The organism is Salmonella bongori NCTC 12419 (assembly GCF_000252995.1).
In the GTDB taxonomy this organism is placed as follows: domain Bacteria; phylum Pseudomonadota; class Gammaproteobacteria; order Enterobacterales; family Enterobacteriaceae; genus Salmonella; species Salmonella bongori.
In genome coordinates, this window is record NC_015761.1 from 2,600,614 (window position 1) to 2,617,284 (window position 16,671).

The 16,671-nt window shown below is 50.1% G+C and carries 11 protein-coding genes, 1 tRNA gene, 3 rRNA genes, 2 pseudogenes and 1 other annotated feature; of the genes and pseudogenes, 6 read left to right on the forward strand and 11 right to left on the reverse strand.

Annotated features, from left to right (window positions below; genetic code table 11):
* Positions 1 to 215 precede the first annotated feature (215 nt).
* The 7 genes from rrf to rluD all read right to left on the reverse strand — a co-directional run bounded on the left by rrf (position 216) and on the right by rluD (position 10,183).
* Positions 216 to 331: ribosomal RNA gene (rrf, locus tag SBG_RS12210) — 5S ribosomal RNA — on the reverse strand.
* 198 nt (positions 332 to 529) lie between these two features.
* Positions 530 to 3,436 (reverse strand): 23S ribosomal RNA (locus SBG_RS12215).
* 182 nt (positions 3,437 to 3,618) lie between these two features.
* Positions 3,619 to 3,694 (reverse strand) — tRNA-Glu (locus SBG_RS12220).
* 85 nt (positions 3,695 to 3,779) lie between these two features.
* Positions 3,780 to 5,321 (reverse strand): 16S ribosomal RNA (locus tag SBG_RS12225).
* Together the 16S, 23S and 5S rRNA genes with 1 tRNA gene alongside form the textbook arrangement of a ribosomal RNA operon.
* Positions 5,322 to 5,771: 450 nt before the next feature.
* The gene (clpB, locus tag SBG_RS12230) at positions 5,772 to 8,345 is read right to left on the reverse strand and encodes an ATP-dependent chaperone ClpB (RefSeq protein ID WP_001235097.1); all 2,574 of its coding nucleotides are present in this window, start codon (positions 8,343 to 8,345) and stop codon (positions 5,772 to 5,774) included.
* Positions 8,346 to 8,474: 129 nt separating this feature from the next.
* Positions 8,475 to 9,206, reverse strand: coding sequence for a purine nucleoside phosphorylase YfiH (yfiH, locus tag SBG_RS12235; protein WP_000202425.1), 732 nt, complete (start codon positions 9,204 to 9,206; stop codon positions 8,475 to 8,477).
* Positions 9,203 to 10,183, reverse strand: a complete 981-nt coding sequence (gene rluD / locus SBG_RS12240; protein WP_000079125.1) for a 23S rRNA pseudouridine(1911/1915/1917) synthase RluD — start codon at positions 10,181 to 10,183, stop codon at positions 9,203 to 9,205. The genes yfiH and rluD overlap by 4 nt, the downstream gene beginning before the upstream one ends.
* Positions 10,184 to 10,314: 131 nt before the next feature.
* Between rluD and bamD the strand changes: the two genes are divergently transcribed.
* From bamD to SBG_RS22640, 3 genes are all read left to right on the forward strand, one after another.
* Positions 10,315 to 11,052: an outer membrane protein assembly factor BamD gene (gene bamD / locus SBG_RS12245; RefSeq protein ID WP_000197658.1), complete on the forward strand. Its 738-nt coding sequence runs from the start codon at positions 10,315 to 10,317 to the stop codon at positions 11,050 to 11,052.
* A gap of 268 nt (positions 11,053 to 11,320) precedes the next feature.
* A complete protein-coding gene (gene raiA / locus SBG_RS12250; protein ID WP_000178448.1) occupies positions 11,321 to 11,659 on the forward strand; it encodes a ribosome-associated translation inhibitor RaiA in 339 nt (112 codons plus the stop codon).
* 160 nt (positions 11,660 to 11,819) lie between these two features.
* Positions 11,820 to 12,011, forward strand: a complete 192-nt coding sequence (locus tag SBG_RS22640; protein ID WP_020844974.1) for a hypothetical protein — start codon at positions 11,820 to 11,822, stop codon at positions 12,009 to 12,011.
* 150 nt (positions 12,012 to 12,161) lie between these two features.
* Here the strand turns inward: SBG_RS22640 and SBG_RS12255 are convergent, their stop codons facing one another.
* The 3 genes and pseudogenes from SBG_RS12255 to SBG_RS23485 all read right to left on the reverse strand — a co-directional run.
* On the reverse strand, positions 12,162 to 12,815 hold the full coding sequence (locus SBG_RS12255; protein WP_015702972.1) for an EspJ family T3SS effector ADP-ribosyltransferase: 654 nt from the start codon (positions 12,813 to 12,815) through the stop codon (positions 12,162 to 12,164).
* Positions 12,816 to 13,037: 222 nt separating this feature from the next.
* A pseudogene (locus SBG_RS23480) lies at positions 13,038 to 13,310 on the reverse strand (IS3 family transposase); the annotation flags it as partial.
* Between the two features lie 10 nt (positions 13,311 to 13,320).
* Positions 13,321 to 13,464 (reverse strand): annotated as a pseudogene (locus SBG_RS23485) (IS3 family transposase); the annotation flags it as partial.
* Positions 13,465 to 13,733: 269 nt separating this feature from the next.
* Here SBG_RS23485 and SBG_RS21910 point away from each other — a divergent pair.
* From SBG_RS21910 to pheA, 3 genes are all read left to right on the forward strand, one after another.
* Positions 13,734 to 14,162: a subtilase family AB5 toxin binding subunit gene (locus SBG_RS21910; protein ID WP_015702973.1), complete on the forward strand. Its 429-nt coding sequence runs from the start codon at positions 13,734 to 13,736 to the stop codon at positions 14,160 to 14,162.
* Between the two features lie 321 nt (positions 14,163 to 14,483).
* Positions 14,484 to 14,609 (forward strand) — a sequence feature (Phe leader region).
* Positions 14,485 to 14,532 (forward strand): pheA operon leader peptide PheL, encoded by a 48-nt coding sequence (gene pheL / locus SBG_RS22965; protein ID WP_179124424.1) that lies wholly within the window; start codon positions 14,485 to 14,487, stop codon positions 14,530 to 14,532. It overlaps the preceding feature by 48 nt.
* A gap of 22 nt (positions 14,610 to 14,631) precedes the next feature.
* The gene (pheA, locus tag SBG_RS12265) at positions 14,632 to 15,792 is read left to right on the forward strand and encodes a bifunctional chorismate mutase/prephenate dehydratase (protein WP_000200073.1); all 1,161 of its coding nucleotides are present in this window, start codon (positions 14,632 to 14,634) and stop codon (positions 15,790 to 15,792) included.
* On the opposite strand, the gene SBG_RS12270 is transcribed toward pheA, so the two are convergent.
* Entirely contained in the window at positions 15,753 to 16,661 is a 909-nt protein-coding gene (locus tag SBG_RS12270; RefSeq protein ID WP_000211000.1) for an SMP-30/gluconolactonase/LRE family protein, read from the reverse strand. The genes pheA and SBG_RS12270 overlap by 40 nt on opposite strands.
* Between the last annotated feature and the right edge of the window lie 10 nt (positions 16,662 to 16,671).

Below are 16,671 nucleotides of genomic sequence, written 5' to 3' on the forward strand. Positions count from 1 at the left end.
TAGCTCATCATTGATAATGAGACAGTTTTTACCTGGTGGCACTAAAGTTACCGGCTTACAATAGCGTCGGTTTCGTAAGTCGGATAGGGAAAAGTCGCCATCCGGCAACGCCGGAAAGGTGCAGACAGACTGCCTGATGACGCTACGCTTACCTGGTCTGCGGGACACAGACGCAAAAAAGCCCATCCGTCAGGATGGGCTTCTTCTTGTTTGGTGCCTGGCAGTTCCCTACTCTCGCATGGGGAGACCCCACACTACCATCGGCGCTACGGCGTTTCACTTCTGAGTTCGGCATGGGGTCAGGTGGGACCACCGCGCTAGTGCCGCCAGGCAAATTCTTTGTGCTCTGAAAACGAATCTTTTCCACTGATACGGCGTTGGCTGCTCGTGCGGGCGTCAGTCACATACTTCTGTATGCTCCTTCCTTTCCTTCGCTTGCCGCCTTGTCTCAGCGTAAAATCTTTCGTTTTTGCAAATTCTGAATCAGGCTGAAAAATCTCTCAATCCGCCAAAACATCTTCGGCGTTGTAAGGTTAAGCCTCACGGTTCATTAGTACCGGTTAGCTCAACGCATCGCTGCGCTTACACACCCGGCCTATCAACGTCGTCGTCTTCAACGTTCCTTCAGGAGACTTAAAGTCTCAGGGAAGATTCATCTCGGGGCAAGTTTCGTGCTTAGATGCTTTCAGCACTTATCTCTTCCGCATTTAGCTACCGGGCAGTGCCATTGGCATGACAACCCGAACACCAGTGATGCGTCCACTCCGGTCCTCTCGTACTAGGAGCAGCCCCCCTCAATCTTCCAGCGCCCACGGCAGATAGGGACCGAACTGTCTCACGACGTTCTAAACCCAGCTCGCGTACCACTTTAAATGGCGAACAGCCATACCCTTGGGACCTACTTCAGCCCCAGGATGTGATGAGCCGACATCGAGGTGCCAAACACCGCCGTCGATATGAACTCTTGGGCGGTATCAGCCTGTTATCCCCGGAGTACCTTTTATCCGTTGAGCGATGGCCCTTCCATTCAGAACCACCGGATCACTATGACCTGCTTTCGCACCTGCTCGCGCCGTCACGCTCGCAGTCAAGCTGGCTTATGCCATTGCACTAACCTCCTGATGTCCGACCAGGATTAGCCAACCTTCGTGCTCCTCCGTTACTCTTTGGGAGGAGACCGCCCCAGTCAAACTACCCACCAGACACTGTCCGCAACCCCGGTCAGGGGCCCACGTTAGAACACCAGCCATTAAAGGGTGGTATTTCAAGGATGGCTCCACGCAGACTGGCGTCCACGCTTCAAAGCCTCCCACCTATCCTGCACATCAAGGACCAGTGTTCAGTGTCAAGCTATAGTAAAGGTTCACGGGGTCTTTCCGTCTTGCCGCGGGTACACTGCATCTTCACAGCGAGTTCAATTTCACTGAGTCTCGGGTGGAGACAGCCTGGCCATCATTACGCCATTCGTGCAGGTCGGAACTTACCCGACAAGGAATTTCGCTACCTTAGGACCGTTATAGTTACGGCCGCCGTTTACCGGGGCTTCGATCAGGAGCTTCGCGTTACCGCTGACCCCATCAATTAACCTTCCGGCACCGGGCAGGCGTCACACCGTATACGTCCACTTTCGTGTTTGCACAGTGCTGTGTTTTTAATAAACAGTTGCAGCCAGCTGGTATCTTCGACTGACTTCAGCTCCACGGGTAAACCGCTTCACCTACATGTCAGCGTGCCTTCTCCCGAAGTTACGGCACCATTTTGCCTAGTTCCTTCACCCGAGTTCTCTCAAGCGCCTTGGTATTCTCTACCTGACCACCTGTGTCGGTTTGGGGTACGATTTGATGTTACCTGACGCTTAGAGGCTTTTCCTGGAAGCAGGGCATTTGTTGCTTCAGCACCGTGGTGCCTCGTCGTCACGCCTCAGCCTTGATTTTCCGGATTTGCCTGGAAAACCAGCCTACACGCTTAAACCGGGACAACCGTCGCCCGGCCAACATAGCCTTCTCCGTCCCCCCTTCGCAGTAACACCAAGTACGGGAATATTAACCCGTTTCCCATCGACTACGCCTTTCGGCCTCGCCTTAGGGGTCGACTCACCCTGCCCCGATTAACGTTGGACAGGAACCCTTGGTCTTCCGGCGAGCGGGCTTTTCACCCGCTTTATCGTTACTTATGTCAGCATTCGCACTTCTGATACCTCCAGCATGCCTCACAGCACACCTTCAACGGCTTACAGAACGCTCCCCTACCCAACAACACTTGCGTGCCGCTGCCGCAGCTTCGGTGCATGGTTTAGCCCCGTTACATCTTCCGCGCAGGCCGACTCGACCAGTGAGCTATTACGCTTTCTTTAAATGATGGCTGCTTCTAAGCCAACATCCTGGCTGTCTGGGCCTTCCCACATCGTTTCCCACTTAACCATGACTTTGGGACCTTAGCTGGCGGTCTGGGTTGTTTCCCTCTTCACGACGGACGTTAGCACCCGCCGTGTGTCTCCCGTGATAACATTCTCCGGTATTCGCAGTTTGCATCGGGTTGGTAAGCCGGGATGGCCCCCTAGCCGAAACAGTGCTCTACCCCCGGAGATGAGTTCACGAGGCGCTACCTAAATAGCTTTCGGGGAGAACCAGCTATCTCCCGGTTTGATTGGCCTTTCACCCCCAGCCACAGGTCATCCGCTAATTTTTCAACATTAGTCGGTTCGGTCCTCCAGTTAGTGTTACCCAACCTTCAACCTGCCCATGGCTAGATCACCGGGTTTCGGGTCTATACCCTGCAACTTAACGCCCAATTAAGACTCGGTTTCCCTCCGGCTCCCCTATTCGGTTAACCTTGCTACAGAATATAAGTCGCTGACCCATTATACAAAAGGTACGCAGTCACACAGGTAAACCTGTGCTCCCACTGCTTGTACGTACACGGTTTCAGGTTCTTTTTCACTCCCCTCGCCGGGGTTCTTTTCGCCTTTCCCTCACGGTACTGGTTCACTATCGGTCAGTCAGGAGTATTTAGCCTTGGAGGATGGTCCCCCCATATTCAGACAGGATACCACGTGTCCCGCCCTACTCATCGAGCTCACACCAGGTGCATTTTCGTGTACGGGGCTCTCACCCTGTATCGCGCGCCTTTCCAGACGCTTCCACTAACACACCTGCTGATTCAGGCTCTGGGCTCCTCCCCGTTCGCTCGCCGCTACTGGGGGAATCTCGGTTGATTTCTTTTCCTCGGGGTACTTAGATGTTTCAGTTCCCCCGGTTCGCCTCATTAACCTATGGATTCAGTTAATGATAGTGTGACGAGTCACACTGGGTTTCCCCATTCGGACATCGCCGGGTCAAGGGTTCATATCACCTCGCCGGCGCTTTTCGCAGATTAGCACGTCCTTCATCGCCTCTGACTGCCAGGGCATCCACCGTGTACGCTTGGTCGCTTAACCTCACAACCCGAAGATGTTTCTCTTCGTGTTGCGATAATTGAGAGACTCACGAACAACTTTCGTTGTTCTGTGTTTCAATTTTCAGCTTGATCCAGATTTTTAAAGAGCAAATATCTCAAACGTGACTCGTAAGTCAGTTTTGAGATATTAAGGCCGGTGACTTTCACTCACAAACCAGCAAGTGGCGTCCCCTAGGGGATTCGAACCCCTGTTACCGCCGTGAAAGGGCGGTGTCCTGGGCCTCTAGACGAAGGGGACACTGAAGTCTCAATCGCAAGACGCCTTGCTTTTCACTTTTCATCAGACAATCTGTGTGAGCACTGCAAAGACCGTTTCTTTCAGGTAAGGAGGTGATCCAACCGCAGGTTCCCCTACGGTTACCTTGTTACGACTTCACCCCAGTCATGAATCACAAAGTGGTAAGCGCCCTCCCGGAGGTTAAGCTACCTACTTCTTTTGCAACCCACTCCCATGGTGTGACGGGCGGTGTGTACAAGGCCCGGGAACGTATTCACCGTGGCATTCTGATCCACGATTACTAGCGATTCCGACTTCATGGAGTCGAGTTGCAGACTCCAATCCGGACTACGACGCACTTTATGAGGTCCGCTTGCTCTCGCGAGGTCGCTTCTCTTTGTATGCGCCATTGTAGCACGTGTGTAGCCCTGGTCGTAAGGGCCATGATGACTTGACGTCATCCCCACCTTCCTCCAGTTTATCACTGGCAGTCTCCTTTGAGTTCCCGACCTAATCGCTGGCAACAAAGGATAAGGGTTGCGCTCGTTGCGGGACTTAACCCAACATTTCACAACACGAGCTGACGACAGCCATGCAGCACCTGTCTCACAGTTCCCGAAGGCACCCTCGTATCTCTACAAGGTTCTGTGGATGTCAAGACCAGGTAAGGTTCTTCGCGTTGCATCGAATTAAACCACATGCTCCACCGCTTGTGCGGGCCCCCGTCAATTCATTTGAGTTTTAACCTTGCGGCCGTACTCCCCAGGCGGTCGACTTAACGCGTTAGCTCCGGAAGCCACGCCTCAAGGGCACAACCTCCAAGTCGACATCGTTTACGGCGTGGACTACCAGGGTATCTAATCCTGTTTGCTCCCCACGCTTTCGCACCTGAGCGTCAGTCTTCGTCCAGGGGGCCGCCTTCGCCACCGGTATTCCTCCAGATCTCTACGCATTTCACCGCTACACCTGGAATTCTACCCCCCTCTACGAGACTCAAGCCTGCCAGTTTCGGATGCAGTTCCCAGGTTGAGCCCGGGGATTTCACATCCGACTTGACAGACCGCCTGCGTGCGCTTTACGCCCAGTAATTCCGATTAACGCTTGCACCCTCCGTATTACCGCGGCTGCTGGCACGGAGTTAGCCGGTGCTTCTTCTGCGGGTAACGTCAATCAACAAGGTTATTAACCTTGTCGCCTTCCTCCCCGCTGAAAGTACTTTACAACCCGAAGGCCTTCTTCATACACGCGGCATGGCTGCATCAGGCTTGCGCCCATTGTGCAATATTCCCCACTGCTGCCTCCCGTAGGAGTCTGGACCGTGTCTCAGTTCCAGTGTGGCTGGTCATCCTCTCAGACCAGCTAGGGATCGTCGCCTTGGTGGGCCGTTACCCCACCAACAAGCTAATCCCATCTGGGCACATCTGATGGCAAGAGGCCCGAAGGTCCCCCTCTTTGGTCTTGCGACGTTATGCGGTATTAGCCACCGTTTCCAGTAGTTATCCCCCTCCACCAGGCAGTTTCCCAGACATTACTCACCCGTCCGCCACTCGTCAGCAAAGCAGCAAGCTGCTTCCTGTTACCGTTCGACTTGCATGTGTTAGGCCTGCCGCCAGCGTTCAATCTGAGCCATGATCAAACTCTTCAATTTAAAAGTTTGATGCTCGTGAATTAAACTTCGTAATGAATTACGTGTTCACTCAGAGACTTGGTATTCATTTTTCGTCCGAGGACGTTAAGAATCCGTATCTTCGAGTGCCCACACAGATTGTCTGATAAATTGTTAAAGAGCAGTGCCGCTGCGCTTTTCTCAGCGGCGCGGGGTGTGCATATTACGCTTTCCCGCTTCAGAGTCAAGCGTTTGTTTTCGCTTTTCTCCGTGAGGTTCTGGTCTGAACCCCGCTGACCCGGCGGCCTGTGTGCCGTTGTTCCGTGTCAGTGGTGGCGCATTATAGGGAGTTATTTGGGTCTGACAAGGCTTAAATACAAAAAAAAGCTCAACCGCTCATTTTTCAGACAAAATATGCGCTGATAGTTTATTTCCGCCTGGATTTTAAACAAAAACGGGCCCTGGCGGGCCCGTTTTATTCAAATTTGCGACTTACTGCACTGCCACAATTCGATTATCGTTGGCTTCCAGACGAATAACTTTCCCTGGCACCAGCTCACCAGACAGGATTTGCTGTGCCAGTGGGTTTTCGATCTGTTGCTGGATAGCGCGTTTCAGTGGCCGCGCCCCGTAGACTGGATCGTAACCGTTAGCGCTCAGCAGTTTCAGCGCCTCGTCAGAAATGTGGATTTCATAACCGCGCTCTTCCAGACGTTTGTACAGACGTTGCAACTGGATCCGGGCAATAGAGGCAATGTGTTGTTCACCCAGCGGATGGAACACAACGACTTCATCTATACGGTTAATAAATTCCGGACGGAAGTTATGGCTCACCACGCCCAATACCATTTCTTTCATCCGACCATAATCCAGTTCGCCAAAGCGTTCCTGAATTAAATCAGAGCCGAGGTTAGACGTCATAATGACGACCGTATTACGGAAGTCGACCGTACGCCCCTGTCCGTCAGTCAGACGACCATCATCCAGCACCTGCAACAGGATGTTAAAGACATCCGGATGCGCTTTTTCAACTTCATCCAGCAGGATGACGGAGTAAGGCCGACGGCGCACCGCCTCCGTTAAATAACCGCCCTCTTCATAGCCGACATATCCCGGAGGCGCACCAACCAGACGAGACACGGAGTGTTTCTCCATAAATTCGGACATGTCGATACGCACCATGGCGTCATCGCTATCAAACATAAAGTTTGCCAATGCCTTACACAGCTCGGTTTTACCAACGCCAGTCGGCCCAAGGAACAGGAAAGAACCGATCGGTCGATTTGGATCTGCAAGACCAGCACGGCTACGACGGATGGCGTTTGATACCGCTTCTACCGCTTCGTTCTGACCAATCACCCGGCTATGTAATTCCTGCTCCATGCGCAACAGCTTTTCACGCTCGCCTTCCAGCATTCTGGAAACAGGAATGCCCGTCCAGCGCGCCAGCACTTCGGCAATTTCCGCATCCGTCACTTTATTACGCAGCAAACGCATGGTCTTCCCTTCGGACTGGGTTGCCGCTTCAAGCTGCTTTTCCAGCTCCGGGATTTTCCCGTATTGCAACTCAGACATCCGCGCCAGATCACCCACGCGACGCGCCTGTTCAATCGCAATTTTCGCCTGTTCCAGCTCGGCCTTAATTGTTTGTGTGCCGGAGAGCGAGGCTTTTTCCGCTTTCCACTCTTCTTCTAACTCAGAGTATTGACGTTCTTTGTCGTTCAGTTCTTCGTTCAGCATATCGAGACGTTTTTTACTCGCCTCGTCAGACTCTTTCATCAGCGCCTGCTGTTCCAGTTTGAGCTGGATAATGCGACGGTCAAGTCTGTCCAGTTCCTCCGGTTTGGAGTCAATCTGCATACGAATGCTGGATGCGGCTTCATCGATCAAGTCAATGGCTTTATCCGGCAGCTGGCGGTCAGCAATATAGCGATGCGATAAGGTTGCCGCCGCAACGATTGCCGGGTCCGTGATCTGCACATGGTGGTGTAGCTCATAGCGTTCTTTCAGACCGCGCAGGATGGCGATGGTATCTTCCACTGAGGGTTCGGCAACGAATACTTTCTGGAAACGGCGTTCCAGCGCAGCATCCTTCTCAATGTACTGACGATACTCATCAAGCGTTGTGGCGCCGACGCAGTGCAGTTCCCCGCGCGCCAGCGCCGGTTTCAGCATGTTGCCGGCATCCATTGCGCCATCGGCCTTACCGGCCCCGACCATGGTGTGCAATTCGTCAATAAACAGGATGACGTTGCCTTCCTGTTTGGCGAGATCGTTAAGGACGCCTTTCAGACGCTCTTCAAATTCACCACGATATTTCGCTCCGGCCACCAGCGCGCCCATATCCAGCGCCAGTACACGGCGGCCTTTTAACCCCTCCGGCACTTCGCCATTAATGATCCGTTGCGCCAGCCCTTCAACGATGGCAGTTTTACCCACGCCTGGCTCCCCGATTAACACCGGGTTGTTTTTAGTACGGCGTTGCAGTACCTGAATAGTACGGCGAATTTCTTCGTCACGACCAATTACCGGGTCGAGCTTACCCTGCTCGGCCCGTTCAGTCAGATCGACGGTATATTTTTTCAAGGCCTGGCGCTGGTCTTCAGCCCCTTGATCGTTCACGCTTTCACCTCCACGCATTTGTTCAATTGCCTGCGTCATATTAGCGGTCGTCGCACCGGCTGATTTCAGCAAATCGGCTAACGTGCCGCGAGACTCAAGCGCTGCCAGAACGAATAGCTCTGACGAGATAAAGTTGTCCCCCCGTTTTTGCGCCAGCTTGTCGCAAAGATTCAATACACGCACTAGATCCTGTGACGGCTGCACGTCGCCACCGGTACCTTCCACCTGAGGTAATCGACTCAACGCCTGATCAATGGCGGTGCGTAGCTGGCCTGCATTGATGCCAGCAGAGGTTAATAAAGGACGAACCGATCCCCCTTCCTGGTTCAGCAAGGCGCTCATTAAATGAAGAGGTTCGATGAATTGGTTGTCGTGCCCCAGCGCGAGAGACTGGGCATCGGCAAGAGCAAGCTGGAATTTATTAGTAAGACGATCCAGACGCATAACTCCTCCCATAACAGGTCAAAATTGCTACTGGAGATTAAATGAGGTCATCCCTCAATTATTCAAGGTGAATGACCTGAATTATGTGAAAAGAAAGTTACCCGTACCGGATCGTCTTGATTCTTTAGGTTATATCAGCCAAATAAAACTTGCCATACGGCCTGTCGTCTTGTCACGACGATAAGAGAAGAAAGTCTCACTTTCGCTGAAAGTACAGCGCTCCCCGCCATAGACGTGTTCAACCCCGGTATTCGCCAGACGTTGGCGTGCAAGCTGATAAATATCCGCCAGAAATTTATCCCTGCGCGGCAAAAATGCGCGATTGGCTTGCGCATCTTTTGCTAAAAATGCCTCGCGCACTTCCGGTCCTACTTCAAAAGCAGCGGGGCCGATCGCCGGACCTAACCAGGCGATAATATTTTCTGGCTTATCAGCAAAGCAGGCGACAGTTTCCTCCAGTACGCCTTCACATAATCCGCGCCAGCCCGCATGGGCCGCCGCCACTTCTGTTCCCTCTCGATTACAGAATAGCACAGGCAAACAGTCTGCTGTCATTACTGCGCAGACGGTTCCCGGCGTATTGCTGTAAGACGCATCCGCACGCCTGGAGTCATAGGGTTCGCCGGTAAGTCTCAATACATTTTTACCGTGAACCTGTTCAAGCCAGACGGGTTTTGAAGGCAGATTGCCCGCCGCAAACAGACGTTTGCGATTCTCGTCAACATGCTCCGGATTATCGCCACAATGCGCGCCCAGATTCAGCGAGTCGTAAGGCGGTAAACTTACGCCGCCAACACGGGTAGAACTACAGGCAGCAACGCCTTTCGGCAGCGGCCACTGCGGGACAATCAGCGAAGTCATAACCAATCCACATTATCTTTATGTTCGTCGAAATCAGCGCGCATCGCGTCGATAAGTTCCACCATATCCTGGGGAATCGGCGCGTGCCATTCCATTTCGATACCTGATACAGGGTGGTAAAGGCGAAGCATCGTTGCATGGAGCGCCTGACGGTCGAACTTACGCAGCGTAGAGATAAATTCTTCCGATGCGCCTTTTGGCGGGCGTGGACGACCACCATATACCGGGTCTCCGACCAGCGGATGCGTGATGTGCGCCATATGCACGCGGATCTGGTGCGTGCGGCCAGTTTCCAGACGCAATCTAAGACGCGTGTGCACACGAAAATGCTCCATAATACGGTAATGGGTCACCGCCGGCTTGCCCATCGGGTGTACCGACATATGGGTTCGTTTGGTCGGGTGACGACTGATAGGTTCATTCACTGTTCCTCCCGCCGTCATATGGCCAATCGCGACCGCTTCATATTCGCGAGTAATCTCGCGCAGCTGTAAAGACTCCACCAGACGTGTTTGCGCCGGAACCGTTTTCGCCACCACCATCAGCCCTGTCGTGTCCTTATCCAGACGATGCACAATACCCGCACGGGGCACATCAGCAATCGGCGGATAATAGTGCAGCAACGCGTTCAATACCGTCCCGTCCGGGTTACCAGCACCTGGGTGTACGACCAGATCGCGGGGTTTGTTGATAACAATGATATCGTCATCTTCATAAACGATGTCCAGCGGGATATCCTGGGGCTCGAAGCGACTCTCTTCGTCGATCTCCGCATCGATGGCCACCAGCTCGCCGCCTAACATTTTTTCTTTTGGTTTATCGCAAAGCTGACCATTAACCAGCACGCGCTGGTTCAAAATCCATTCTTTTATACGTGAACGTGAATAATCCGGGAACATTTCGGCCAAAGCCTGATCTAAGCGTTGACCGAGTTGGTTTTCGGAGACCGTTGCGGTGAGTTGTACTCGTTGTGCCATATACAGCTTCTTCGTTTAACGTTGGGTTTTACGGCTTTGCCGTTTAATATAGTGTGCTATTGTAGCTGGTCTTAACCGGGAGCAGGAACAGAGAATCTCCCGTAAAACATTTTGAGGAAAGTCAAAACGTCATGACGCGCATGAAATATCTGGTGGCAGCAGCCACGTTGAGCCTGTTTCTGGCGGGTTGCTCGGGTTCAAAGGAAGAGGTGCCCGATAATCCGCCTAATGAAATCTACGCGACTGCTCAGCAAAAGCTGCAGGACGGTAACTGGAAACAGGCGATAACGCAATTGGAAGCGTTAGATAACCGCTATCCATTTGGACCGTATTCTCAGCAGGTGCAGTTGGATCTTATCTACGCCTATTATAAAAACGCCGATTTGCCGCTCGCGCAGGCCGCCATCGATCGTTTTATGCGCCTTAACCCAACGCACCCCAACATTGACTACGTCATGTACATGCGTGGCCTGACGAACATGGCGCTGGATGATAGCGCGTTGCAAGGTTTCTTTGGCGTCGATCGCAGCGATCGCGATCCGCAACATGCGCGGGCGGCGTTCAATGACTTTTCGAAACTGGTACGCAATTATCCTAATAGCCAGTATACGACCGACGCCACTAAGCGCCTGGTATTCCTGAAAGACCGTCTGGCAAAATATGAATATTCCGTCGCGGAGTACTATACCGCACGCGGCGCATGGGTCGCAGTAGTTAACCGGGTAGAAGGTATGCTGCGTAATTATCCGGATACGCAGGCCACACGCGATGCGTTACCGCTGATGGAAAACGCCTATCGTCAGATGCAGCTCAATGCGCAGGCTGACAAAGTGGCAAAAATCATTGCCGCCAACAGCAAAAACACGTGATGTCATGCAGACAAGCAAAACGGCAGCCTCCTGGCTGCCGTTTTTTTCGGTATCAAGCGTTACAGAGACGAGTTTACTGCAACATATCCAGTCAACTATGGCCTCCTTTCAGGCTTTCCTCAAGTAAAAAATCGCCTCTTCCTGCGATGCCTCACAAAATGTTCTCCTTGACAAAAAGTGACAAAATAATGTGATTTACATCACACATTTTGACATTAGGAACGGTATGCTGGAATTACCAAGACGGGAAAGACAAGAGGTAAAATTTATGACAATGAACATTACCAGTAAACAAATGGAAATTACTCCGGCAATCCGCCAACATGTCGCAGACCGTCTCGCCAAACTGGAAAAATGGCAAACTCACCTGATTAATCCGCATATCATTCTGTCTAAAGAGCCACAGGGCTTTATTGCCGATGCGACCATCAATACGCCAAACGGTCACCTGGTCGCCAGTGCAAAACACGAAGATATGTACACCGCTATTAATGAATTGATCAATAAGCTGGAACGCCAGCTCAATAAAGTGCAGCACAAAGGCGAAGCCCGTCGGGCCACCGCGTCGGTGAAAGACGCTAACTTCGTCGAAGCAGAAGAAGAGTAGTCCCTTACATTGAGTGTATCGCCAACGCGCCTTCGGGCGCGTTTCATTTACGTGTAAAGCATCAAAAGAATAGGTTTTATTTTAAACCGTATCCATATATTGACCACATCGACAATAAAATCCCCGTCTTCCGTTGTTTTCATCGTTAGAAGGAGAACCCTTGCATCAGACACCATTTGACGGCGATAGGCTTACTTCTGCTCCTGAATTCCCCTCGGTAATAGAAGAATACTTTAAAATTAACGGCTTTGATGTTAGCCATGCTTTTTACTTTTCTACCAACCCCCCGGATAAACTCAATTTTATCTTTGAACTGGCCACTCAGGTCAGTAAATTAACAGTGGCTATATGAGACTACTGAACAGAAGCTAAATGAGTCTGATATAAATTTTAAAGCCCCGGCGAGCGAGGCTTTATTTTCTGGTTTAAAACTAATTAAACCGCTATAAATTTTAATATCATCCGAATCGTGTTTAGCCCCATCCAGATGATACAGGCATATCTATTTTTTGTTCACTGGATAGATATCAACATTGACCTTTGCCGTTTCCGGAAGAGTTATGATAAACGGCTCTCCTAATCTTAATGCACAAGATTCATCCGGATAAACTTTCGCACCTTTCTCAAGGAGCTCTGTCAACGGTGCAACCACCCAGCTTTTATTTACATTACCTCCATATTGTTTCTGTAAATTATCAGCATTTAATACTTTTTCATCAAAGACATTTTTTTCCATCAACATGACATTCATGGCATTTCTACACTCTTTTTTTGCCACATCGGATGATGACTCAAGTCGCCCCATAGGAATACCAAGATAATTTTCATATGGATTATACCAATCTCTTACTTTTGCCACCGTCTCCTTATGACCTTGTATCTCTTTGTTTTTAAAATCTGTAAATTTATCCTCCTGAACTCTTACTGCAACAAAATCTTTGCGAATTCCGAAATTTGACAAGACGCTCTGTGTAATAAAACGCTCTTTTGATAAATCTGCATTTCTATGTGTAAGCAATTCTACAGGTGAATTTTTTACAGCTAATACCCCTCCCAAAAATTTACTTGCCACATGTCCTTCTGAAACCGCATATGACCTACAACTTATACCTAAAAGATTGTTGAGTGATGAAAGACAGTTTTTTATAACATTCATTTTAACTAATCCGGTTTAAAATAATGAAATAACATCAAGTATCTGTATCAAGTTAAAATAATATTTACAAGATACGACACCCTTATATAACACATAACTGGACTTAATGGATGTCAATAAAAGCTTAAAAAATATATATACCAAAAATAGTTGCATGCGGCCTCTCCTTCATTGAATCGCCACGGAGAATACAGACGCTTCTGAGCCGTTGATAATAGGGGGTCACATATTCAGCTGTTGGCATTTGGTAGCCGAACCATGCCAACGCTTACAGTTATAAAAAATTTCGATGGAATAAAAGTATTACTGCGATTTTCTTCCCGCCTTACGTAGATTTTTTCTTTATCCGCTCGCATTTCAGTAGCCGGAAAAGCTTTCTACAACCGCATTATCGTGACAGTCACCACGGCGACTCATGCTATCTTACAGGCCACGTGATTTAAGGAATGATACCCACTCATCGCTTGTGTACTGACAGTCCTGATCCGGGTGAACCTTGCTCCTGCTTTCGGGGAGTACGCCGCGGCTTTTTTAATATGCTCTGTTCGTCCGTAACCCGCTTCAGTTCCTTCTGGAGTCGCCATATCTCCGTCTGAGCATCTGACTGCTCTTTGCCAGTGGAAGAATCCGGCCCGTACTTTTTTATCCAAAAGGAGCAGACCGACCTGACATTCACTTACTCTATTGGGCGGTTCCCCTTAAAATAAAGAGATTAACGCGATACGCTAACCTGAGTTGCCATATGGTTAACCACCAGCACCCTACCTCAGATTAAATGCCGGGTTGGTGAGCTTTGGTTGATATGTTTCATGTTATATCCATAGATATCAAATGAAAACAGAGATCAGAAAAAGAAGATAATACCCAGATAAAAGACGTTTTATTACATATCACATCTGAGATAATCGGAGGAATTTCATGAAAAAGAAGATTTTTTCTATTTGTGCTTTCCTTAGTTTGATTGGTTCATATGATTCAAATGCAGCAGTAAATAGCTGGTATCTTAAAGACACCGTAAAATATGAACATATGAGAATCACTAATGTTTTTTATGCCCCGTACTTACATTCGCCAAGAATTTGTGCCTTTTTCACTGCCCAACCGGGAAAACAAAACGTTACCGGATGCGCTGTAGCTGACAATAGTTACTATGCAAAAAATAATGCAGGCACATCTCCTTTTGATGAAATATTTAATACACTACGATATTTCTATGCCACAGGCGAAGACATATCAGTTTATATCCGAAGTAATGCTTTTAGTGATTTTGATACTTCCATATCAAGAAACGAGATCGTAGCAATTGGCACGTGTAATGGCTGGTGCTTTGGTGAAACAATACGGTAAGTGCTCTATCCGTTAACAACTTATTGCTATGGCAAAACAATAAAAATGAGATGCCTTTTTCAAAATGGCTTTGATCACCCTATTGTCCAGCAGAATTATGCCACTGCAGGAGGACATTTCATGGTTACCATGGCGGGCGGCATCGTTACACGCAAAATCAGGAAAGTTGACAAGGTCAAATTGGATATCATAGAGATAACCAATTGATTGAATTAAAAATAATTTATTTTGTACCTATTTAAATCTCGCATTCTGGCACGTTTTGTGTTGACAGGGTTAAAACAGTACGGGTACTGTACTGACGTACACAAAGGAAACAGTTATGCAGCTATCCCGGTTTTTCTTCGCATTCTTTTTTACCTTCCCCTGACAGGGAGGCGTTTCGTCGTATGATAAAGAATGCGAAGACGAACAAGAAGGCCTCCCCCATCGGGAGGCCTTTTTTATTGATAACAAAAAAGGCAACACTATGACATCTGAAAATCCGTTACTGGCGCTGCGAGATAAGATAAGCGCGTTAGACGAAGAGTTACTGGCCTTACTGGCGAAACGACGTGCGCTGGCGATCGAAGTAGGAAAAGCGAAACTCCTCTCACATCGGCCGGTTCGGGATATCGATCGTGAACGTGCACTACTGGACAGACTTATTTATCTTGGTAAAGCCCACCATCTCGACGCTCACTACATTACCCGCCTGTTCCAGCTCGTTATTGAAGACTCCGTGCTAACCCAGCAAGCGCTGCTGCAGCAGCATCTGAATAATACTTACCCTCATTCGGCGCGCGTTGCGTTTCTCGGACCGAAAGGGTCTTATTCTCATCTCGCAGCACGCCAGTACGCCGCACGCCATTTTGAACAATTTATTGAACGTGGCTGCGCAAAATTTGCCGACATTTTTCAACAGGTCGAAACCGGGCAGGCAGATTACGCCGTAGTCCCTATCGAGAACACCAGTTCTGGTGCCATCAACGATGTGTACGATTTGCTACAACATACCAGCCTGTCGATTGTCGGCGAAATGACTGTGACTATCGATCACTGCGTACTGGTGTCCGGCACCACGGATCTGAATACCATCGAAACGGTATACAGCCATCCGCAGCCTTTTCAGCAGTGCAGTAAATTTTTGAGCCGCTATCCGCACTGGAAAATCAACTATACCGAAAGTACGTCGGCTGCGATGGAAAAAGTCGCGCAGGAAAACTCTCCGCGCGTCGCAGCGCTTGGCAGCGAGGCGGGAGGTATGTTACATGGTTTACAGGTACTGGAACGTATAGCCGCGAACCAAACACAGAACATCACCCGCTTCCTGGTGCTGGCGCGCAAAGCCATTAACGTCTCCGCTCAGGTTCCCGCTAAAACCACACTGTTAATCGCGACAGGCCAGCAGGCTGGCGCGCTGGTCGAAGCGCTGCTGGTGCTGCGTAACCACAATCTCATCATGACGAAACTGGAGTCGCGCCCAATTCACGGCAATCCGTGGGAAGAGATGTTTTATCTCGATATTCAGGCGAACCTGGAGTCGCAGGTCATGCAAAGCGCGCTAAAAGAATTGGGCGAGATCACGCGCTCCATGAAAGTGCTTGGTTGTTACCCCAGCGAAAACGTCGTGCCGGTAGAACCTGCCTGACGCTCAATAAAACAGCTTTTCTTCATTCCTGCAACGTTGACCTGCAGGGTGAAGATAGCGCCTGAGAGCGGATAATCCGCCACTTCCTGGGCAGACATATTTTCTCTGGCGGTTGTAATGAACAGCGTTTTCATGTCTGCGCCGCCAAAGCAAACCATTGTCGGACAACGTACCGGCAATCGGTACTCCTGCAGTTGTTCCCCTTGCGGTGAGAAACGCGCCACGCGCCAGCCGTCAAACATCGCGCTCCAGTAGCACCCTTCGCTATCCATCGCTGCGCCGTCAGGAAGCCCTTCTTCTGCGCCAAAATGCCGAAAAAGTTCCCGCTTACCAGGCTCACCATGCTTATCAAGTAACGAGCGGTAAATCACGCCATTTGGCGTATCAGACGTATACATCCACCTTTTATCCGGACTGAATGCCAGGCCGTTGTGTCCCTGAATATCGCACTGAATCACTTTTACCGTCAGGTCATGTTCAATTCGCATCAGCAACGCGCCATTATAATCACCCGGCGCCCAGAACGTCCCGGCATAAAAACGCCCATCGCTATCGGTGCCGCCATCGTTAAAACGCGCCAGTTTCGGGTTAGAGGGATTGTCGCAAACCTTACGCTGCAATAATCCGTTTTTATCAGCCAGCCAGATGGCATTACGCATTGCCACAATAAACCCGCCCTGCTCACGTAAGGCAAAACAACCTACCTCTTCCGGAAATGCCAGCACGCTATGCGCCCCGCTCGCCAGATGATAACGATGAATCTCTTGTTCCAGGATGTCGGCCCAATACAGCGCGCCTTCATCCTCGTTCCAGGTAGGGCATTCTGGTAAATGTCCGACATAATCCAATAAAACGTGCGGCGTAGTCATAATGGTTCCT